The sequence below is a fragment of the Pseudarthrobacter niigatensis genome (assembly GCF_030812615.1).
In the GTDB taxonomy this organism is placed as follows: Bacteria; Actinomycetota; Actinomycetes; order Actinomycetales; family Micrococcaceae; genus Arthrobacter; species Arthrobacter niigatensis.
The window spans coordinates 153,302-172,316 of record NZ_JAUSTB010000006.1 but is presented as its reverse complement, the minus strand read 5'-3'; the positions used below and the strand labels follow the sequence as shown (position 1 = coordinate 172,316).

Here is a 19,015-nt window from a genome sequence, read left to right as displayed (position 1 = left end):
GTGGGTCCGGGCGGCCATGGAGGCCAACTCGGTTAGTGACTAATAACTGAAATTCAGGTTAGTCTCGATTAACTGTGATGTCCAACACAGCATCTAACTGTGATGTCCAACACAGCATCGCGTTGCTAGACTCTGGGACGGCCCAAGGAGGAAAAGTGTCCAGCAATACCGCGCAGCCGGCCCCTGCCGCCCAGGCCCCTGCCGCCCAGGCCCCCACCACCCAGCGCGGCAAGGCCAAGGAGAACCGGCGTCAGGCGTTGCTCTCCGCTGCCGCCTCACTGTTCGCGGCCAACGGCTTCAACCGGGTTTCACTGGAAGACCTTGGCGCGGCTGCGGGTGTCAGCGGACCTGCCGTGTACCGCCACTTTTCCGGTAAGCAGGCAGTCCTGGCCGGCCTGCTGGTCACCGTGAGCCAGGAACTTCTCGACGGCGGGCGGCAGGTCGTGGAGCGCACGGCCGACCCCATGGCCGCACTGCGGCAGCTGGTGGAGTTCCAGGTCAACTTCGCCCTCGGCAAGCCGGACGTGATCCGGGTGCAGGACCGGGATCTTCCGAACCTGTCGGAGCAGGACCAGCTGGCCGTGCGGACGCTCCAGCGCAGCTACGTGGAAATCTGGGTGGACGTCCTGGCGCGGATCCATCCCGATACCGACGTTTCGGACCTGCGGATGCGGGCCCATGCCACGTTCGGGCTGATCAATTCCACCCCGCACTCCGTCCGCAGCCATGGCCGCCGGATGGCCTCGAGGACCGCGCGGCCCCTCCTGGAGGCCATGGCCATGGCCGCCCTGACCGTGCCCTCGGCCTGACCCAACCGCCCACCGGACACCAACGCCCACCGGACACCAACGGCCGCGGGCCGCACCACCGGGCCCCGGGCAGCACCGCTTGTGCGGGCCGGGGCCGGTGGTGCGGACACCGCTAGACCATGGTGAGTACCATGCCGGGTTCGGCCAGGATGGCTCCCACGTCCGCCAGGAACCGGGAACCCTGCTCCCCATCCACCAGGCGGTGGTCGAAGGACAGGCTCAGCGTGACCACCTGGCGCAGCGCCACCTCGCCCCGGTATTCCCATGGCATGGTCCGGACCGCTCCGAGGCCAAGGATCGCTGCCTCCCCGGGGTTGAGGATAGGGGTACCGGCGTCGATGCCGAAGACGCCGATATTGGTGATGGAGATTGTGCCGCCGGACAGGTCAGCCGGCGTGGTCTTGCCCGCCCGTGCGGCGTCGGCGAGCGCCGTGAGCTCCTGCGCCAGCCGCGGGAAAGGCAGGGCGTGGGCGTCCTTGATATTGGGAACCATTAGCCCGCGCGGTGTGGCGGCGGCGATGCCCAGGTTCACGTAGTTGAAGGTGACGATCTCCTGGTTTTCTTCGTCCCAGCGGGAGTTCAGCGCCGGATTCCGCCCCAGGGCGATCAGTACGGCTTTGGCGGCCAGCGTCAACGGGGTCAGCTTGATTCCGGAGAATTCCCTGCTGGTCTTGAGCTTGGCCAGGAGATCAAGGCTCGGTGTGACGTCCACGGTCAGGAACTCCGTGGCATGGGGCGCGGTGAAGGCGCTCTGCACCATGGCGGCAGCGGTGTGCTTACGCACCCCCTTGATGGGCGTCCGGGTTTCCCGCTCCCCCGTCCCGGCTCCATCTGAAGACGATTCCCGCCGCTGCTGCGGGACAGGTTCCGCGGCGTGGCCGGAAAACTCCTGCACGTCCTCCCGCGTGATCAGTCCGCCGGGACCGGTCCCCGGAACCTGCGCGAGGTCCAGCCCCAGGTCCTTGGCCAGCTTGCGGACAGGAGGCGTGGACCGGGGACGCTCGGCTCGCCCGGTCTCAGCGGGCGGCGTTTCAGCAGGACCGGTTGCGACAGGCTTGGGTTCGGCAGGCCCAACCACCGAATGCTTGGGTTCGGCAGGCCCAACCACTGGGGCAAACGTCCGCGCCCGGCGCATGGGGCGGCCGGAACCTTCAACGACGGCCCCGTACCCCACGAGGTTAGGTTCCCGTTTCGGCGTCTCCGCCACGGTCTCCCCGGACCCCGCGCCCGCGGCGCCGGACGGCGCCGAAGGTGGGGCGCCGGCGTCGTCCGCCACCTCAAAGGAGACAATCGGCTTGCCCACCTCCACGACGGAACCGGGCTGTTCGTGAAGTTCCTTGATGACCCCGGCGAACGGCGAGGGAAGCTCCACCACGGCCTTGGCGGTTTCCACTTCGGCGATGACCTGGTTCAGGCTGACGGTGTCGCCAACGTCCACTTTCCAGCTAAGGATTTCGGATTCTGTGAGTCCCTCGCCCAGGTCCGGGAGACGGAATTCCTTGATCATGGTGGCGCTCATCCTTCCAGTCCACTCAGGGAATTGGGACGTCCCAAGGCGCGGTCCACGCCGTCCAGGATACGGTCCAGGCCCGGCAGGTGATGCATTTCCAACTTGGAGTACGGATAGGGAATGTCGAAGCCCGTGACGCGTACCGGGGCCGCCTCGAGGTGGTAGAAGCACCGCTCGGTGATGCTGGCCGCCACTTCCGCGCCGAGCCCGCCGGACTGCCCTGCCTCGTGCGTGACCACCAGGCGCCCGGTCTTCCGCACGGACGCCACCACGGGTTCGTAGTCCACAGGCGCCAGCGAGCGCAGGTCGATGACTTCAATGGAGATGCCCTCGTCCGCTGCCGCGGATGCGGCATCCAGGGCGGTCTTGACCAGCGGCCCGTAGGCCACCAGCGTGACGTCACTGCCGTTGGTCAACACCCGCGCCTTGTCCATGGGCAGGGCCGAGGCAGGATCGGTGCCCTCGTCCACCTCGCCTTTGTCGTGGTAGCGGCGCTTGGGCTCGAAGTACAGGACGGGATCATCACAGGCGATGGCCTGCTGGATGACGGTATAGGCGTCCTGCGGGTTGGCAACAGTGACCACGCGCAGCCCGGAGGTATGCGTGAAATACGCTTCCGGGGACTCGGAATGGTGCTCGGGCGAGCCGATGCCGCCGCCGAACGGGACCCTGATGGTGATGGGCATCTTGACTGCCCCCCGGGTGCGGTAGTGCAGCTTGGCCACCTGGCTGACGATCTGGTCGAACGCGGGGTAGATAAACCCGTCGAACTGGATTTCCACCACGGGCCGGTAGCCGCGATAGGCCAGGCCGACGGCGGTTCCCACGATGGCGGACTCCGCCAGGGGCGTGTCCACTACCCGGTGGGTGCCGAAGTCCTTCTGCAGCCCGTCCGTCACCCGGAAGACGCCGCCCAGGGCGCCAATGTCTTCCCCGAGGAGAACCACCTTGGAGTCGTTTTCAAGGGACTTCCGGAGCCCGGCGTTAATGGCACGGGCAAAGGTCAACTGGGTCATCAGCGGACACCTTCTTCTTGAACGGCTCCTGCGGGATCACCGAAGGAGGCCAAATACCTTGCATAGTGGTCCTGCTGGCGTTCCAGCCAGGAATTGGGCGTGCTGTAAACGTGCTTGAAGATGTCCATGGGCTGGGGCTCCGGCATGGTGGTGCATCCACGGCGCATCTGCGCTGCGACGGTGTCGGCTTTGTCCTTGACCTGCTGCTGCAGTTCCCCGGTCAGCAGCCCCTTCCGCTCCAGCAGGCCGGCCAGCCGGGAAATGGGGTCCTTGGCGGCCCAGTCCTCGAGCTCGTTGGCGTCACGGTAACGGGTGGGATCATCGGCGGTGGTGTGTGGGCCCATGCGGTAGGTGACGGCCTCGATGAAGGTGGGGCCGCCGCCGCGGCGCGCCCGGTCCAGGGCCAGCCGTGTGGCAGCCATGACCGCCAGGACGTCATTGCCGTCCACCCGGAGGCTGGGAATGCCGAATCCGGCGGCCCGGTCCGCGAGCTGGATGTGCGACTGCAGGCGCACGGGCTCGGAGATGGCCCAGTGGTTATTGGTGCAGAAGAACACCACCGGGACCTGGAAGCTGGCCGCGAACACCATGGCCTCGTTGACGTCGCCCTCGCTGGTGGCACCGTCGCCAAAGTAGGTGACGGCCACGGCGTCGGCACCGTCGTTCTGGATGCCCATGGCGTAGCCCGTGGCGTGCAGGGTCTGGGCACCGATGATGATCTGCGGGGTGGCCATGTTGATGCTGTAGGGATCCCAGCCGCCGGAGGCGTTGCCGCGCCAGACCCGCAGGAGGTCCGTCAGGTCCACGCCGCGGCAGTAGGCCACGCCGTTCTCCCGGTAGCTGGAGAACACGAAATCGTCGGCGCGCAGTGACCGCCCGGAGCCGATCTGGGCTGCTTCCTGCCCCAGGAGTGGCGGCCAGAGGGCAAGCTCACCCTGGCGCTGCAGCGCCGTGGCCTCAACATCGATCCGCCGGATGACGGTCATGTCCTCGAAGAGGGAGCACAGTTGGTCATCCGTGATGTCCCTGACCCAGAAATCGAACTCCGGGTGGCTGATCCGCTCACCGGCCGGGGTGATCAGCTGGAGGAACTCCGGCCCGGCTGCACCAGGATTTCCTGCGCTTTCGGGGGTACTTGCGCCGCTATGGCCCGTTTGGTCTGTAGACACGATTGCCGCAACCTTCGAACGTCGTTGACCTGTGGTTTTGGGGCTTTTGGCTCCGGCTGCCACCGGCCTTCCGGGCGTCATTGCCCCAGATACTGTGACCCTACTCACAACAGCCAGGAGGTACAACCACCGCCGCCATTTCTGAGCAAAGTGCCCTGTCGCGCTCCGCTCCACCGTGCTAGCGTTGCGCATTATGCGAGCTTTGGATGGCACTGACACCCGCCTGCTGGCGGCATTGGCGCAGGACCCCCGCCGGACCGTGGTGGCCCTCGCCCAGAAGCTGGGCCTGTCCCGCAATACCGTCCAGGCGCGCATGGCCCAGCTGGAAAAGAAGCACGTCTTCCTGTCCTTCGAGCGGCGCCTCAACCCGGCAGCCCTGGGCTATCCGCTCATGGCCTTCATCTCGGTCCACGTGCAGCAGCAGAAACTCGGGCGGCTGGCGGAGGAAATCGCCGCCATCCCCGAGGTCCTGGAAGGCTACGGGCTGACGGGTTCGGCAGACCTCCTGCTGCGTGTGGTGGCCAAAGACGCTGAGGACCTTTTCCGCATCAACGGCAAGATCCTGGCCTGCGACGGCGTGGAGCGGGCAGATACGGCCCTTGCCATGGGCGAGTTGATCCCCTTCCGGGTGCAGCCGCTGCTGGACCGGGGCTCCGAAGCCGGATAGCGGCAGCGTCCGGACGCAGCTACCGGCACGACGCCGGCAGGCAGGGTTATAGGCTGGTCCAGTCATGCGCCGGGCCGGGAGGGTCCGGCCACTTCGCCGGCGCCGCAGCGCCTGTTCGACGAAAGGCTCCCCCTTTGAGCAGTTCCCACGGTCCGGGCAGTTCCCACGGTCCGGGCAGTCCCGAGGATCCGTACCGGCAGGGCCAAGAGGGCTTCACCCCACAGGGGTTGCCCCCGATGCCGGCCCGGCCGGCGCCGTTCGGCCTCCCGGGGGAACCACCACCGCCGAGGAGCCGCAGGAGGCTATGGATCATCCTGGGGAGCATTGGCGGGGTGCTGCTCCTGGTGATCCTCGGCGTCGTGATCCTGGTGAATGTGGTGGGCAGTGCCACCAACCAGGCCCGGGGCCTGGCCGACGATTTCACCAAAAAGGTGATTGCCGGCGATACCTCGGGCGCCTACGACCAATACCTCGACCCTGCCTTGCAGAAGCAGCTTTCCAAGGAGGCTTTCATCTCCGGCGTGCAGAGCCTGGAAATGGACAGTTCCTGCAAGCCCGCCTACACCGACCTCAAAGTGGCCACCGAGAACGGCGTCAAATCGGCCGAGGTGGTGGGCCAGATCAGCTGCACCGGCAAGAAAGTGGACCTCGCCTACCGGTTCCAGGGCACTGACAGGCTGCTGATGACCAACATCAAGCTTCGGCCCGCGGCCTAGGCAGGTCCAGCCGGCGGAAAAATGGAAAGGGTACTGACCTTTCCACCCATCCGCCCCCGGCAATGATCCGAATCGCTTCCGAGGGCCCCACCCGGGGGCCATATCCGGCGGGACAATCCACCCGCCCTGAAGGAAGGATTCGGGTCATGCGAAATTCACCCAACCGCCTCGTCGCCTCCGCTTTCGGAGCCGTCTACCTGCTGGTGGGCCTCTTGGGCTTCGCCGTTACGTCCGGGGTCGGTTTCGCGGCCACCGAGGGCGCGAACCTCATCATTTTCGAGGTGAACCCGCTGCACAACGTGATCCACCTGGCCATCGGCGCCGCACTGCTCTTCGCCGGGCTCCGCGGGGTTGACAGCGCACGCACCGTGAACGCCGCCGTCGGCGCCGTCTACCTCCTGGTCGGCATCGTGGGGCTGTTCCTGCTGGATTCGCCGCTGAACATCATCGCCCTGAACGGTGCCGACAACGTCCTCCACCTCGCCAGCGCCGTGCTCCTCCTCGGCGTGGGCCTGTCCCTGGACAAGTCGCCGGCCGCTGCCCGCGCCTAGCATGGCACGGTCCGGCATGGTTTCGCTCCGGCCCACCGCACCGCGCGCCCACCCGGTGGTGGTGCAGTCCACGGCGCCCCGGGCGGACTCTCTGGTCCGCCTGGTCACCGGGTTCGCCGGCTTCGGCGCAGGCTCGGTCAACCTGGCCATCTCCTCCAGCTTCCTCGCAGGAGGCGCTTCTGGACCGGCAGCGCTCCTTGCGGGCGTGGCGGCCTGCCTCTGGGGCGCCGGGCTGCTGGCCGGGACCGTGGCCTTCCTGGCCAAGGACCGGCTGGCCGGCAACAGGTGGGCGCGGTACGCCCTGGCCGGTGCGGCCGCCACCCACGTGGCCGCCATAGCCTTCCCCATCTCCGCCACCTCCCGGCTCAGCCTGACGCAGCTTTCGGCGCTGCTGCTGACGCTGATGATCATCGCCTCGCTCGGGTGGCTCCAGCGGCACAACACCCCGGCGGACGGGACGCCGCAGCCAGCTGGGGTCGGCATGCGCCCCGGCAGGCTCTTGCTGGCAGCGTTCGCCGGGGCGGTGCTGGTGGCAGGCATTACGACGCCGGGCCTCGCCGCCTCGACGGCGGGACAGTACGCCGTGCCACACGGTGAACACGGGAACCTGGCACCGGGCGGCCACCACCATCCCTGATCGGCCACCGGAAAACACACCGGGTCCGTCCCAACGAAAGAGCCTCCGTGCCGCATCCGCGGCAGGAGGCTCTTCACGTTGCGCCGGAACAGTCGCGGCGCTGGTTGTTGTGGTCCCGGTTTCAGGGGTGGCCCGGTTTAGTGGTCCACAGCCTTTTCGGCACCGATGCCGGTCAGCGAGCGGACCTCCATCTCTGCCTGCTTGGCAGGATCCTCCCGCCGCTTGTCCAGGGTGGTGCCCAGCCAGCCCAGGAAGAAGGCCAGCGGGATGGACACGATGCCGGGGTTGCTCAGCGGGAAGAGGGCGAAGTTGGCACCCGGGATCATCGAGGTCTTCAGTCCCGAAACCACCGGGGAGAACACGATGAGCAGGATGGCCGAAGCCAGGCCGCCATACATGCTCCACACCGCGCCCTGGGTGGTGAACTTCCGCCAGAACAGTGAGTAGATGATGGTGGGCAGGTTCGCCGACGCAGCGACGGCAAAGGCCAGCGCCACCAGGAAGGCCACGTTCTGGCCGTTGGCGAAGATGCCGCCCAGGATGGCCAGGATGCCGATGACCACCACGGTGCGCCGGGCCACCCGGACTTCCGTGGCGGCGTCGGCCTTGCCCTTGGCGATGACGTTGGCGTAGATGTCATGCGCAAAGGATGCTGCGGCAGTGATGGTCAGGCCGGCCACCACCGCCAGGATGGTGGCGAACGCCACCGCGGAGATGAAGCCGAGCAGCAGCGGCCCGCCAAGGTGGAAGGCCAGCAGCGGTGCGGCAGCGTTGACACCGCCCGGTGCGGATTTGATGGTGTCCGCGCCCACCAGGGCAGCTGCGCCGTAGCCCAGCACCAGGGTGAACAGGTAGAACAGGCCGATCAGCCAGATGGACCAGACCACGGACTTGCGGGCTTCCTTGGCCGTGGGCACGGTGTAGAAGCGCATCAGCACGTGCGGGAGGGCTGCCGTGCCCAGGACCAGCGCCAGGCCCAGGGACATGAAGTCCAGCTTGGAGGTTTCGGTCTTCCCGTACTGCAGGCCCGGGTTGAGGACTGCGGGATTGTTGGCGGTTTCGACGGCGCCGCCCAGCAGGGCCGAGAGGTTGAAGCCGTAAATGGCCAGGACCCAGAGGGTCATCACGGCGGCGCCGGCGATCAGCAGCATGGCCTTGATGATCTGGACCCAGGTGGTGCCCTTCATGCCGCCGATCAGGACGTACATGATCATGAGGGCGCCGACGACGATGATTACCAGGGCCTGTCCGCCCCAGTCGCTGATGCCCAGCAGGAGGGAGATGAGGCTTCCTGCGCCGGCCATCTGGGCCAGCAGGTAGAAGAAGCAGACCGCGAGGGTGGAAATGGCGGCCGCGATCCGGACCGGGCGCTGCTTGAGCCGGAAGGACAGCACGTCCGCCATGGTGAATTTGCCGGTGTTGCGCAACAGCTCAGCCACCAGCAGCAATGCCACCAGCCAGGCGACCAGGAAGCCGATTGAGTACATGAAGCCGTCGTAGCCGTTGATGGCGATGGCGCCGGTGATGCCCAGGAAGGATGCCGCGGACAGGTAGTCGCCTGCGATGGCGGTGCCGTTCTGCGAGCCGGTGAACGAGCGCCCGGCGGCGTAGTAGTCGGCGGCGGTCTTGTTGTTCCTGCTGGCACGCAGCACGATCACCATGGTTACGGCCACGAACAGGCCGAAGATGCCCATGTTCAGCAGGGTGGTGTCCTTGAGCGCGGCGACATCCACCGCAGCGGGAATTGCGATCATTTGTTGGCTCCGCCCACTCGGTTTTGGTTCTTGTCGAATTCGTGGCCCTCGATCTCGTGCCTGATCTCCGTGGCAATGGGGTCCAGCCGCTTGTTGGAGTAGTGCACATACCAGCCGGTAATCGCGAACGTGGAGATGAACTGGAGCAGGCCCAGGATCAGACCGACGTTGATGTTGCCCCAGACCTTGGTGGACATGAAGCCCACCGCATAGTCCGCGAGCAGGACGTAGGCGAAGTACCACAGCAGGAAGGCCACTGCCATGGGGAAGACAAAGCTGCGGTGACGCTTGCGCAATTCCTGGAACTGCCCGGTCGACTGGACCTGCTCGAAGTCCACGGACGCCGCTGCGTCCGGAGTATGGGCATCATTACCCATCGTTCCTCCTCATTGAGTTGCCGGAACACACCGGGCGGAGGGCCCCGGACTGCCGGACAGGTACCTGGCCGGCAGCACCACGCGGGGGCACCGCAGATGTGACACCAATCACTGTGCCGCCCGGCAGTGGCCCTGTTCCAGCACTTGGCCGCCCGCCGTCGCTCAACGGCTGCGATGCTGCGGCAAGCGGCACCCGCGCTACGCTGGGCACCATGCCGGACTCCCCCCTCCTTACCGCCGCGGCCGTTGCGGTGATCGCCATGGCCATTGCCGTCGTCGTCGGCGTGGGCCTGAAGGTGCTCCGCTCCTTCCGGGAGCTGGGCACCGACGCAGAGCGCGCCACGTACCACACGCTCCACGCCGCCTCCCAGGCCGGGCAGCACCTCAGGCGCGGCCTGAACCCCGCCGGCGCCGCGAAAGCCAGCCGCCAGCTGCGGACCCTCCTCGCCTGCGAAGCCTTGGCGATCACCGACACCTCCGGCGTCCTGGCCTGGGACGGGGGTGCCGAGGACATCCGGCCGCGCCTGATGGAACTCGCAGCGGATGTCCTGGCCTCCGGGCGGACAGCAGTGCTCTCCGCCGGCGCGGAGGGAACCGGCGGCCACCTTTCCGGCGTCATCGCCCCGGTACGCGCCGGCACCCGGGTGGTGGGCGCGCTGGCAGCCTTCGCACCGTCCGCCGGGGCAGGCCTGGTCAGGGCAACCGGGGAAGTGGCCGACTGGGTGGCGGTCCAGGTGGAGCTCGCCGAGCTGGACGCCTCCCGGACGCTCCTGATGGAAGCGGAAGTCCGGGCGCTGCGGGCCCAGATCAGCCCGCACTTCATCTACAACTCGCTCAACGCCATCGCCTCCTTCATCAACACCGATCCGGAACGGGCCAGGGAGCTGGTGGTGGAGTTCGCGGATTTCACCCGCTACTCCTTCCGGCGGCATGGCGACTTCACCACCCTCGCCGAGGAGCTCCGCTGCATTGACCGCTACCTGCTCCTGGAGCGGGCCCGGTTCGGCGAGCGCGTCCAGGTCAGCCTCCGGGTAGCGCCGGAAGTGCTGGGCACCGTCATTCCGTTCCTCAGCCTGCAGCCGCTGGTTGAAAACGCCGTCCGGCACGGGCTCGAGGCCAAGGAGGGGCCGGGGCACATCACCATCACGGCGGAGGACGCGGGGGCGTTCGCCGAAGTCACCATTGAGGACGACGGCGTGGGGATGGATCCGGAGCAGCTGAGGTCCGTGCTGGCGGGCCATACCGACGGGGACCACGTGGGGCTGCGGAACGTGGATGCGCGCCTGCGCCAGGTGTACGGCAACGACCACGGGCTGGTGGTGGAAACGGCGCCGGGCGAGGGAACGCTGATCACCATGCGGGTGCCGAAGTCCCAGCCGGGGCATGATGCGTAAGGCCGGCCTGCCGCTGGACGTAACCTAGGAGAATGATAAACGTCCTCGTCGTTGATGATGAGCTGCCCGCCGTTGAGGAGCTGGCCTTCCTGCTGGGCAGGGATGAGCGCATCGGCAAGGTCCTGCGGGCCACGTCCGGCGCAGAGGCGCTCACGGCCCTGTCCGGCGGCAGCATCGACGCTGTTTTCCTGGACATCCACATGCCTGCGGTCTCGGGCCTGGACATCGCCGCCGCCATCGCACGGAGCAGCAGTCCGCCGGCGGTAGTTTTTGTCACCGCCGACGAGGACCACGCCCTGGCCGCGTTTGAACTTGCCGCCGTGGATTACCTGCTCAAGCCGGTGCGTGCGGAGCGCCTCGCGCGTTCGGTTGGGCGGGTCTGCGAGCTGCGGGAGGGCGGAGCGGCGCCGGAGATGATCACGGTGGACCAAGGCGGGACCACCAGGATGATCCGGCGCGACGACGTCACCTATGTGCAGGCCCAGGGCGACTACGCCCGGCTGCACACAGCCGACGCAAGCTACCTCATCCGGGTGCCGCTGGCTGACCTGGAACAGCAATGGGCGGACGCCGGCTTCATCCGCACGCACCGCTCCTACCTGGTGGCACTCAAACACGTGTCCTCCATGAAGCTGGCCGCCGACGGGCCGCGCGTCACGGTGGCCGGCGCCGGGCTGCCCATCAGCCGGCGGCACCTGCCCATTGTGCGGGAGAAGCTGGAGGCAACCAGGATCAGGCCGCACACATGACCCGGGTCCGGGTTACGGCCCCCAGCGCAGCTGCCCGCACCGCTGTCCATGGTGCCCCGCGTCCGTTTGAGTCGCGGGAAGCCGCGCAGGATTCCGAGGTAGGCCAGGTGTTCGTCCGGTCGCTGATCAGGTCCCAGCTGCGGCTGGCCCTGGTGGTGGCGGCCGGCTTCCTGCTGATCCTGGCGGCGTTCCCGCTCACTTTGGTGCTGGTTCCCGGCCTGGCGGACACCACCATCGCCGGCATCCCGTTCGGCTGGCTGCTGCTGGGCGTGGGAATCTACCCGGTGATCGGGTTGGGCGCCTGGCTCTATGTCAGGACCGCGGCGCGCAATGAGGCGCGCTACCGGGACCTGGCCGGGGACCAGTGACGCGGCCGTGAATGCCGGCATCGCCATCACTGCCGTCACGGTGGTGTCCCTCGCCACGGCCATCATCGGGTTCTACGGGCTGCGCATCTCGCGCACCACCGGGGATTTCTACGTGGCGTCCAGGACCGTGCGGCCCTGGTGGAATGCCTCGGCGATCGGCGGCGAGTACCTCTCTGCGGCCAGCTTCCTTGGCGTCGCCGGGCTGATCCTGGTGTCCGGGACCGACGCGCTGTGGTTCCCGGTGGGCTACACCGCCGGCTACCTCATGCTGCTGCTCTTCGTCGCCGCCCCGCTGCGCCGGTCCGGCGCCTACACCATCCCTGACTTCACCGAGTCCAGGCTCGCCTCCCGGACAGTCCGCCGGGTCACCAGCCTGGTGGTGGTGATGGTGGGGTGGCTGTACATCGTGCCGCAGCTGCACGGTGCGGCCCTGACCATCCATATCGCCACAGGGCTGCCCAACTGGGTGGGTTCGCTGGCCGTCGTGGTGGTGGTATGCCTCACGGTGGTGGCGGGCGGCATGCGCTCCATCACCTTTGTCCAGGCGTTCCAGTACTGGCTTAAGTTGACGGCGCTGGCCGTGCCCATCCTGTTCATCATTTTCGTGCTGGCCGGCCAGGGAGCCGAACCCGAGTCCGCTCCCGCGGTGAACCCCACGGGCGCGGCACCCGCGGGGCTCTACCAGAACGTGTCCCTGCTGGTGGCGCTGCTCTTCGGCACCCTGGGGCTGCCGCACGTGCTGGTCCGGTTCTACACCAATCCGGACGGCCATTCGGCCCGGCGGACCACCCTGATCGTCCTTGGACTGCTGTCCGTGTTCTATCTCTTCCCCACGGCGTTCGGGCTGGTGGCCAGGATGTTTGCCCCCGATCTTGCCCGTTCCGGGCAGCCGGACGCCATGGTCCTGCGGCTGCCCGGTGAACTCATTGGCGGGGTGGCGGGCGACCTGCTCTCGGCCCTGGTGGTGGCCGGGGCCTTCGCAGCGTTCCTGTCCACCACCTCCGGCCTGGTGGTGTCCCTGGCAGGGGTCATCAGCCAGGATGTCCTGGGCGGCAGCGTCCGCGGGTTCCGGCTCGCCGCCGTCATCTCCGCCGTCGTCCCGCTTGGCTTTGCCTTCATGACCGGCTCCCTGGCCCTGGCGGGCAGTGTGGGCCTGGTCTTCGCCTTCACGGCGTCCACGGTCTGCCCCGTGTTGCTGCTCGGCATCTGGTGGCGGGGCCTGACCGACGCCGGAGCCATTGCCGGCATGGTGACCGGCGGGGTGCTGTGCGGCGGGGCGATGATCGCCGGCGCACTGTCGGGATCCGGCCCGACGCCGCCCTGGCTGGCGCAGCCTGCGGCCTGGAGCGTCCCGGCCGCATTCGCCGTGACGGTCATCGTGTCCCGGGCCACTTCGCACCGGATTCCCGGGACCATGCCGCGCATCATGACGCGGCTGCACACCCCGGAGCGGCCGCTGGCAACGGAGCGGTGACCGGGGGACAATAGCGCCATGTCCATCGAGGACGGCGGTGCCTCCCACCAGCAAAGCGGGGTCCCTCCCTCCGTGCGCGCCCAGTTGCTCGCCACGGAACACTGGGGCCTGCTGGCGTCGCGCAGTACGGCCCAGGGCGAGGTCCTGACCCGCATCAGCATGTTCCTGACGTTCACCTCGGCCAGCATTGTCAGCGTGGCCCTGGTAGGGCAGGCCACCGGCTTTTCGGATGCATTCGTCCTGCTGGCAGTCGTGGTCCTGCTCATCGACACGGCGATCGGGCTGCTGACCCAGCTCCGGGTGATGAACGTGGCCCACGAGGACCTGATGTACGTGACGGCCATGAACAGGCTGCGTGCTGCCTACGTGGACCTGGATCCGGGCGTGGCGCCTTATCTGATGGCCGCGTACCACGACGACGAGGCCGGTTCAAGGCAGACCTACTACTTCTTTGGCAACCGCGGCTCCTTCAGCCACGTCGCGGGCAGCAGCATGATCTTCATGACGACGGCGAACGCCGCCCTGATTGCCATCGTTGCCGGGTTGTTGGTCACCCTGGCCGGGGCGGGGACATCAGGCGGGCTCATCGTCGGGGCGCTGTGCGGACTGGCATTCCTGGCAGTGTCCGCTGTTCGCGGGTACCGGAGCTACCAGGAGGTGTGGCGCCGCTTCACGCCGCTCTCCCCCACCCCGCCGGACGGGGACTGAGGCCCCTCCCGCAGCAGCCCCGTCAGTCGATGGCTGCCATCAGCTCGACAACGCGGTCCAGGAACGCGTCCACCTGCGATTCCTCGTAGCCTTCCCGGCCGACGGCCGGGCGGAAGACTGCACGGCGCACACTGTCCACGCTCAGCGGCTTGTCCTGTTCGAGGTAGGCGACGAGTTCGCGGCACAGCCTGTCGACGTCGTCGGTGTTGTAGCTGCGCGCCCTGTTTTTGCTGGGCCGGCGGAAGCGGTCTCCGTCGGGCCGGTGCAGGCGTCCGCGGAGGATGCCGGACAGGCTGCCGATTTCCCGCAGCCAGGCCTCTTCCCCCTGCGCCGCGATCAGCTCGTCACGCTCCCGGCGGGCAAACGCGTCCTCGAGCCGGTCCAGTGCGGCGTCCACCACGGCGGCGGAGTAGCCGCCCTTGACGGGGTCGAAGGACACCGCCCGCACGTCGGCGCTGTTGACGGGCTCGGTGGCTGACTCGGGAGTTTCCAGGGAGATCCGTGCCCGCTGCAGGAATTGGTCCACCTGCCGGGCGTTGTACCCGTACTCGCTGCGCTGCACGCGCTCAAAGGACGCAGGGATCTGCCGATGAATGTCCAATGCCACTTCGATTCCTTCAATGCTCTTCAGCCGGTAGTGCTTCCGCACCAGTTTAGGGTGCCGGGACCAGCGCGGCCGCGGGTCCCCCGTTGTGTGTCATTTCCGGCTTTGGGCGCCGGAAGGGTGATGCGCCGGAGGGGGTTATGCGCCGGCCACTATGCCGTACAGGATGAAGGCCACCGGCGAGGCGAAAACGATGGAGTCCAGCCGGTCCATCACTCCACCGTGCCCGGGCAGGATGCTGCTCATGTCCTTGACTCCCAGCTCACGCTTGACCATGGACTCGGCGAGGTCGCCGGCGGTGGACGCTGCCACGGTTCCTACGGCCAGGACCGCACCCACCCACCACGGCTTGTCCAGTACGAAGATGGCGGCCAGGACGCCAATCAGCATGGCACCCGCCACCGACCCTGCGAAGCCCTCCCAGGACTTCTTGGGGCTGATCTTCGGTGCCATCGGGTGCTTCCCGAGGGATGCGCCCACCAGGTAGCCAAAGGTGTCGTTGGAGACCACCAGCAGCAGCATGACGGCGATCTCCCACGCCCCGAGGGGGGCCAGGCCGCCGGGCCACAGCCCCAGCGGGGTGGTGCCGGCCGCGTGCAGCGGCAGTGCCGCGAAGCTGATGAAGAACGGGACCCACCCCAGCGTGAACACGCCGGCGAAGATGCTGTTGGCCGAGCCGGCGGCACTTTCGATCGACCGCCACAACAGCACGGCCACTGCACTGAGCAGCAGGGCGAACAGCTGGCTCTCGATGCCGCCAAAATAGGCGGCGAACGGCATGGCCAGTGTGCCGGTCATGACCGGCACAATGGGCATCCTGGTGCCGTTGGCCTCCAGCGCCCGATAGATCTCCCATACGCCAAAGACCGCGAAGGCCGTGACGATGGCTACGAAGGCCAGCGGGACGAACAGCAGGCCGCCCAGCACGGCGATGAGCATGGACAGGCCCACCACGACGGCGGCCGGCAGGTTCCGCCCGGCCTTTGGCGTCGGGTTGCTCCTGGGCTGCTTCCCCCGTGTGCGCGCCCGTGGTGCGGGGGCCTGATCTGCCTGGCCCATCAGACTTCGAGCAGCTCTGCTTCCTTGCGCTTGAGCAGCTCGTCGATGCCGTCCACGTGGGCCTTGGTGAGGCTGTCCAGTTCTTTTTCGGCGCGGTTGCCTTCGTCCTCGCCGGCCTCGCCGTCCTTGACCAGGCGGTCAAGGGTTTCCTTGGCTTTGCGGCGGATGTTGCGGATGGAGATCTTGGCGTCCTCGCCCTTGGTCTTGACGATCTTCACGTATTCCTTGCGGCGTTCCTTGGTCAGCTCAGGGATGGTGATCCTGATGACGTTGCCGTCGTTGGACGGGTTGGCACCGACCTCGGAATCGCTCAAGGCGCGTTCGATGTCCCGCATGGCGGTCTTGTCGAACGGAGTGATGAGGATGGTGCGGGCGTCCGGGATGGCGAACGAGGCCAGCTGCTGCAGCGGCGTGGGCGAGCCGTAGTAGTCCACCAGGACCTTGTTGTAGAGGCCGGGGTTTGCGCGGCCGGTGCGGACGGCGGCGAAGTCTTCCTTGGCTACCTCTACCGCCTTGTCCATCTTTTCTTCGGCTTCGAGCAAGGTTTCTTCGATCACGGTCTCTCCTGACGGTTCTGGTGCAGTCCGGGGAGCCGGTTCCCTGCACTCACGTGGTTCTATGTTGCCGTTTCCGTCCCCGCCCGGTGGGGCGGGGACGGAACTGTCCTGAAATCATCCTAGCCGCAGCTAGGCGGTGACCAGGGTGCCCAGCTTTTCGCCAAGGATGGCGCGGGTGACGTTGCCTTCACCTTCCATGCCGAAAACCACCATGGAGAGGTCGTTGTCCTTGCACATGGTCATGGCCGTCTGGTCCATGACGCGGATGTCGCGCCGGAGGGCGTCGTCGTAGCTGAGCGTTTCCAGCCGTTCTGCGGTGGGGTCCTTCTTGGGGTCGGCGGTGTAGACAGCGTCCACCCCGCTCTTGGCCATAAGGACCACGTCGGCGTGGACTTCCAGGGCACGCTGGGCTGCCACGGTGTCGGTGGAGAAGTAGGGCAGGCCTGCGCCTGCACCGAAGATGACCACGCGGCCCTTTTCCATGTGGCGGATGGCGCGGCGCGGGATGTAGGCCTCGGCCACCTGGCCCATGGTGATGGCACTCTGGACTCGGGTTTCGACGCCCGCCTGCTCCAGGAAGTCCTGCAGGGCCAGGCAGTTCATGACCGTTCCCAGCATGCCCATGTAGTCGGCACGGGACCGGTCCATGCCGCTCTGGGACAGTTCGGCGCCACGGAAGAAGTTTCCGCCGCCCACCACAATGGCCACTTCCACTTCGGGAACGGCTGCGGCAATCTGCTTGGCGACGTTGCGGACGGTCTCGGGATCGACACCGAGCTTCCCGCCGCCGAAGACCTCTCCGGAGAGCTTCAGGAGGACCCGCCGCCGGTTCTTCTCCGAATGCGTGACAGTGTTGACGGCTTCCATGATGCCTTCCCGTTGGTGACTCTGAAAAAAGGGTATCCTGCCGGCTCCGGTGGTCGGAACCGGCAGTGGTCCAAGCGGACTGTTGCTGCGTCCGTTTGGGCGCATGCAAAAGGGGCGGCCACCGAAGTGGCCACCCCCTTGCAGTTTCGACTAGGAGCCGACGCGGAAGCGCGTGAACGCGATTCCCTTGACACCGGCCTCTTCGAGGACCTGTGCCACGGACTTCTTCGCGTCCTTGGCGAATGCCTGGTCAACCAGGACCTCGCCCTTGTAGAAGCCGGTTACGCGGCCTTCCACAATCTTGGTGAGGGCAGCTTCAGGCTTGCCCTCGGCCTTGGCGGTCTCTTCGGCGATGCGGCGCTCGGACTCGACGAGCTCGGCCGGAACGTCCTCACGGGTGAGGTAGTTCGGGGCCATGGCGGCAATGTGCACGGCGACGTCGTGGGCGGCGGCGGTGGCGGCTTCGCCTTCACCGTCGACGGCGAACAGCACGCCGACCTGGGCCGGGAGGTCCTTGGAGGTCTTGTGCAGGTAGGCGTCAACCGTCGCACCCTCAACGCGGGAGATGCGGCGGACGACGACCTTCTCGCCCAGGATGGCGCCTTCTTCGACGACAACCTCGGAGAGCGGCTTGCCGTCAACGTCGGTGGCCAGCAGGGTTTCGAGGTCGGCAGCGCCGGACTCGACAGCGACAGCCAGGACCTTGTCGGCCAGCTGGATGAACTTGTCAGCCTTGGCGACGAAGTCGGTCTCGCAGTTGACCTCGATCATGACGCCGACGCCGTTGCTGACCTTGGCGGCCACGAGGCCTTCGGCGGTGGAGCGGCCTTCGCGCTTGGTAGCGCCCTTGAGGCCCTTGATGCGGATGATCTCGATGGCCTTTTCGGCGTCACCGTTGGCTTCGTCAAGAGCCTTCTTGACGTCCATCATGCCGGCGCCGGTGCGCTCGCGCAGGGCCTTGATGTCCGCGGCAGTGTAGTTCGCCATGTGAACCCCTCTGTCTAGAAATGTGTGGTGGTGTACGGACCGACAGGACGGCAGCCCACGGAGGTGGGCTGCCATCCTGTCAGCAGCTCCGGCTGCGGACAGCGCGGAGAATCCGGTTTTTTTGCGTGACTACTTGGCGTCTTCGGCGGGAGCCTCGGCAGCTGCCGGGGCTTCCTCGGCTGCCGGAGCTTCAGCGTTCTCTGCCGGAGCTGCAGCGGCTTCTGCCTTGCTGCCTTCGAGGAGCTCGCGCTCCCACTCGGCCAGCGGCTCTTCCGGAGCTTCAGCAGCGCCAGTGCCGCGGTTGTTGCGGGCGATCAGGCCCTCGGCAACGGCGTCGGCAACAACGCGGGTCAGCAGGTTCACGGAGCGGATGGCGTCGTCGTTGCCCGGGATCGGGAAGTCGACTTCGTCCGGATCGCAGTTGGTGTCCAGGATGGCCACAACCGGGATGTTCAGCTTCTTGGCCTCGTCAACGGCGAGGTGTTCCTTCTTGGTGTCAACAACCCACAGCAGGGACGGAGCCTTGGTCAGGTTGCGGATACCGCCGAGGTTGGACTCCAGCTTGGTCAGCTCGCGCTTGAGGAGCAGGAGTTCCTTCTTGGTGTAGGCGGAACCGGCGACGTCGTCGAAGTCGATCTCTTCGAGTTCCTTCATGCGCTGGATACGCTTGGCAACCGTCTGGAAGTTGGTCAGCATACCGCCGAGCCAACGCTGGTTGACGTAGGGCTGGCCCACGCGGGTTGCCTGCTCGGCAATTGCTTCCTGGGCCTGCTTCTTGGTGCCGACGAAGAGCACGGTGCCGCCGTGGGCAACGGTGGCCTTGACGAACTCGTAGGCGCGGTCGATGTAGGACAGCGACTGCTGCAGGTCGATGATGTAGATGCCGTTGCGCTCGGTGAAGATGAAGCGCTTCATCTTCGGGTTCCAACGGCGGGTCTGGTGTCCAAAGTGGACGCCGCTGTCAAGCAGCTGGCGCATGGTTACGACGGGCATTCCGGCGCTCCTTATTTTCCGGCAGGTCATTCATGAGAAAACCCGGAGG

The 19,015-nt window shown here is 67.0% G+C and carries 21 protein-coding genes; 10 read left to right on the top strand and 11 right to left on the bottom strand.

The genetic code is table 11. The features are described 5' to 3' along the window. Positions 1 to 155: 155 nt before the first annotated feature. Positions 156 to 809: an SACE_7040 family transcriptional regulator gene (locus tag J2T23_RS11200; RefSeq protein ID WP_307359960.1), complete on the top strand. Its 654-nt coding sequence runs from the start codon at positions 156 to 158 to the stop codon at positions 807 to 809. 112 nt (positions 810 to 921) lie between these two features. Here the strand turns inward: J2T23_RS11200 and J2T23_RS11195 are convergent, their stop codons facing one another. Genes J2T23_RS11195 through pdhA form a run of 3 tightly spaced genes read right to left on the bottom strand, consistent with a single transcriptional unit; the run spans position 922 to position 4,504 of the window. Further along, positions 922 to 2,328 carry a dihydrolipoamide acetyltransferase family protein gene (locus tag J2T23_RS11195; RefSeq protein ID WP_307359958.1) on the bottom strand — a complete coding sequence of 469 codons (1,407 nt, stop codon included), beginning with the start codon at positions 2,326 to 2,328 and terminating at the stop codon, positions 922 to 924. Continuing rightward, positions 2,325 to 3,335: an alpha-ketoacid dehydrogenase subunit beta gene (locus J2T23_RS11190; RefSeq protein WP_307359954.1), complete on the bottom strand. Its 1,011-nt coding sequence runs from the start codon at positions 3,333 to 3,335 to the stop codon at positions 2,325 to 2,327. Before J2T23_RS11190 ends, J2T23_RS11195 begins: the two co-directional genes overlap by 4 nt. Beyond that, positions 3,335 to 4,504, bottom strand: a complete 1,170-nt coding sequence (pdhA, locus tag J2T23_RS11185; RefSeq protein WP_307359951.1) for a pyruvate dehydrogenase (acetyl-transferring) E1 component subunit alpha — start codon at positions 4,502 to 4,504, stop codon at positions 3,335 to 3,337. The genes J2T23_RS11190 and pdhA overlap by 1 nt, the downstream gene beginning before the upstream one ends. 193 nt (positions 4,505 to 4,697) lie before the next feature. On the opposite strand from pdhA, the gene J2T23_RS11180 reads away from it, so the two are divergent. From J2T23_RS11180 to J2T23_RS11165, 4 genes are all read left to right on the top strand, one after another. Beyond that, positions 4,698 to 5,171 (top strand): Lrp/AsnC family transcriptional regulator, encoded by a 474-nt coding sequence (locus J2T23_RS11180; protein WP_141161016.1) that lies wholly within the window; start codon positions 4,698 to 4,700, stop codon positions 5,169 to 5,171. Between the two features lie 134 nt (positions 5,172 to 5,305). After that, on the top strand, positions 5,306 to 5,887 hold the full coding sequence (locus tag J2T23_RS11175; protein ID WP_307359949.1) for a hypothetical protein: 582 nt from the start codon (positions 5,306 to 5,308) through the stop codon (positions 5,885 to 5,887). 146 nt (positions 5,888 to 6,033) lie between these two features. Continuing rightward, the gene (locus J2T23_RS11170; protein WP_141161017.1) at positions 6,034 to 6,438 is read left to right on the top strand and encodes a DUF4383 domain-containing protein; all 405 of its coding nucleotides are present in this window, start codon (positions 6,034 to 6,036) and stop codon (positions 6,436 to 6,438) included. Positions 6,439 to 6,454: 16 nt separating this feature from the next. Further along, positions 6,455 to 7,075, top strand: a complete 621-nt coding sequence (locus J2T23_RS11165) for a hypothetical protein (protein ID WP_307359944.1) — start codon at positions 6,455 to 6,457, stop codon at positions 7,073 to 7,075. Between the two features lie 137 nt (positions 7,076 to 7,212). Here the strand turns inward: J2T23_RS11165 and J2T23_RS11160 are convergent, their stop codons facing one another. Both J2T23_RS11160 and J2T23_RS11155 read right to left on the bottom strand, forming a co-directional pair. Further along, positions 7,213 to 8,829 carry a monocarboxylic acid transporter gene (locus J2T23_RS11160; protein ID WP_141161019.1) on the bottom strand — a complete coding sequence of 539 codons (1,617 nt, stop codon included), beginning with the start codon at positions 8,827 to 8,829 and terminating at the stop codon, positions 7,213 to 7,215. Continuing rightward, positions 8,826 to 9,206, bottom strand: a complete 381-nt coding sequence (locus J2T23_RS11155; protein WP_307359943.1) for a DUF485 domain-containing protein — start codon at positions 9,204 to 9,206, stop codon at positions 8,826 to 8,828. Before J2T23_RS11155 ends, J2T23_RS11160 begins: the two co-directional genes overlap by 4 nt. Before the next feature lie 212 nt (positions 9,207 to 9,418). Here J2T23_RS11155 and J2T23_RS11150 point away from each other — a divergent pair, with 212 nt between their 5' ends. Genes J2T23_RS11150 through J2T23_RS11130 form a run of 5 tightly spaced genes read left to right on the top strand, consistent with a single transcriptional unit; the run spans position 9,419 to position 13,899 of the window. After that, on the top strand, positions 9,419 to 10,600 hold the full coding sequence (locus J2T23_RS11150) for a sensor histidine kinase (RefSeq protein ID WP_307359941.1): 1,182 nt from the start codon (positions 9,419 to 9,421) through the stop codon (positions 10,598 to 10,600). A 32-nt stretch (positions 10,601 to 10,632) separates the two neighbouring features. Next, the gene (locus J2T23_RS11145) at positions 10,633 to 11,349 is read left to right on the top strand and encodes a LytR/AlgR family response regulator transcription factor (RefSeq protein ID WP_141181138.1); all 717 of its coding nucleotides are present in this window, start codon (positions 10,633 to 10,635) and stop codon (positions 11,347 to 11,349) included. Further along, positions 11,346 to 11,717 carry a DUF485 domain-containing protein gene (locus J2T23_RS11140; protein ID WP_141161023.1) on the top strand — a complete coding sequence of 124 codons (372 nt, stop codon included), beginning with the start codon at positions 11,346 to 11,348 and terminating at the stop codon, positions 11,715 to 11,717. The genes J2T23_RS11145 and J2T23_RS11140 overlap by 4 nt, the downstream gene beginning before the upstream one ends. A gap of 7 nt (positions 11,718 to 11,724) precedes the next feature. After that, a complete protein-coding gene (locus J2T23_RS11135; protein ID WP_141161639.1) occupies positions 11,725 to 13,191 on the top strand; it encodes a sodium/solute symporter in 1,467 nt (488 codons plus the stop codon). Positions 13,192 to 13,209: 18 nt separating this feature from the next. After that, positions 13,210 to 13,899: a hypothetical protein gene (locus J2T23_RS11130; protein ID WP_141181137.1), complete on the top strand. Its 690-nt coding sequence runs from the start codon at positions 13,210 to 13,212 to the stop codon at positions 13,897 to 13,899. A 22-nt stretch (positions 13,900 to 13,921) separates the two neighbouring features. On the opposite strand, the gene J2T23_RS11125 is transcribed toward J2T23_RS11130, so the two are convergent. The 6 genes from J2T23_RS11125 to rpsB all read right to left on the bottom strand — a co-directional run bounded on the left by J2T23_RS11125 (position 13,922) and on the right by rpsB (position 18,966). Then, positions 13,922 to 14,506, bottom strand: a complete 585-nt coding sequence (locus tag J2T23_RS11125; RefSeq protein WP_141161640.1) for a DivIVA domain-containing protein — start codon at positions 14,504 to 14,506, stop codon at positions 13,922 to 13,924. Positions 14,507 to 14,641: 135 nt separating this feature from the next. Beyond that, entirely contained in the window at positions 14,642 to 15,562 is a 921-nt protein-coding gene (locus J2T23_RS11120; RefSeq protein WP_307359935.1) for a phosphatidate cytidylyltransferase, read from the bottom strand. Beyond that, positions 15,562 to 16,119 carry a ribosome recycling factor gene (gene frr / locus J2T23_RS11115; RefSeq protein WP_141161026.1) on the bottom strand — a complete coding sequence of 186 codons (558 nt, stop codon included), beginning with the start codon at positions 16,117 to 16,119 and terminating at the stop codon, positions 15,562 to 15,564. Before frr ends, J2T23_RS11120 begins: the two co-directional genes overlap by 1 nt. A gap of 129 nt (positions 16,120 to 16,248) precedes the next feature. Next, entirely contained in the window at positions 16,249 to 16,986 is a 738-nt protein-coding gene (gene pyrH, locus J2T23_RS11110) for a UMP kinase (protein WP_141161027.1), read from the bottom strand. A gap of 150 nt (positions 16,987 to 17,136) precedes the next feature. Further along, positions 17,137 to 17,973, bottom strand: coding sequence for a translation elongation factor Ts (gene tsf, locus J2T23_RS11105; protein ID WP_307359931.1), 837 nt, complete (start codon positions 17,971 to 17,973; stop codon positions 17,137 to 17,139). A 129-nt stretch (positions 17,974 to 18,102) separates the two neighbouring features. Next, positions 18,103 to 18,966, bottom strand: a complete 864-nt coding sequence (rpsB, locus tag J2T23_RS11100; protein WP_141161029.1) for a 30S ribosomal protein S2 — start codon at positions 18,964 to 18,966, stop codon at positions 18,103 to 18,105. Between the last annotated feature and the right edge of the window lie 49 nt (positions 18,967 to 19,015).

Coding starts and splice junctions, on each gene's coding strand:
- J2T23_RS11195 (WP_307359958.1), bottom strand. CDS start 2,328: ATGAGCGCCACCATGATCAAGGAATTCCGTCTCCCGGACCTGGGCGAG.
- J2T23_RS11190 (WP_307359954.1), bottom strand. CDS start 3,335: ATGACCCAGTTGACCTTTGCCCGTGCCATTAACGCCGGGCTCCGGAAG.
- J2T23_RS11180 (WP_141161016.1), top strand. CDS start 4,698: ATGCGAGCTTTGGATGGCACTGACACCCGCCTGCTGGCGGCATTGGCG.
- J2T23_RS11170 (WP_141161017.1), top strand. CDS start 6,034: ATGCGAAATTCACCCAACCGCCTCGTCGCCTCCGCTTTCGGAGCCGTC.
- J2T23_RS11165 (WP_307359944.1), top strand. CDS start 6,455: ATGGTTTCGCTCCGGCCCACCGCACCGCGCGCCCACCCGGTGGTGGTG.
- J2T23_RS11160 (WP_141161019.1), bottom strand. CDS start 8,829: ATGATCGCAATTCCCGCTGCGGTGGATGTCGCCGCGCTCAAGGACACC.
- J2T23_RS11155 (WP_307359943.1), bottom strand. CDS start 9,206: ATGGGTAATGATGCCCATACTCCGGACGCAGCGGCGTCCGTGGACTTC.
- J2T23_RS11150 (WP_307359941.1), top strand. CDS start 9,419: ATGCCGGACTCCCCCCTCCTTACCGCCGCGGCCGTTGCGGTGATCGCC.
- J2T23_RS11145 (WP_141181138.1), top strand. CDS start 10,633: ATGATAAACGTCCTCGTCGTTGATGATGAGCTGCCCGCCGTTGAGGAG.
- J2T23_RS11140 (WP_141161023.1), top strand. CDS start 11,346: ATGACCCGGGTCCGGGTTACGGCCCCCAGCGCAGCTGCCCGCACCGCT.
- J2T23_RS11130 (WP_141181137.1), top strand. CDS start 13,210: ATGTCCATCGAGGACGGCGGTGCCTCCCACCAGCAAAGCGGGGTCCCT.
- J2T23_RS11120 (WP_307359935.1), bottom strand. CDS start 15,562: ATGGGCCAGGCAGATCAGGCCCCCGCACCACGGGCGCGCACACGGGGG.
- pyrH (WP_141161027.1), bottom strand. CDS start 16,986: ATGGAAGCCGTCAACACTGTCACGCATTCGGAGAAGAACCGGCGGCGG.
- tsf (WP_307359931.1), bottom strand. CDS start 17,973: ATGGCGAACTACACTGCCGCGGACATCAAGGCCCTGCGCGAGCGCACC.
- rpsB (WP_141161029.1), bottom strand. CDS start 18,966: ATGCCCGTCGTAACCATGCGCCAGCTGCTTGACAGCGGCGTCCACTTT.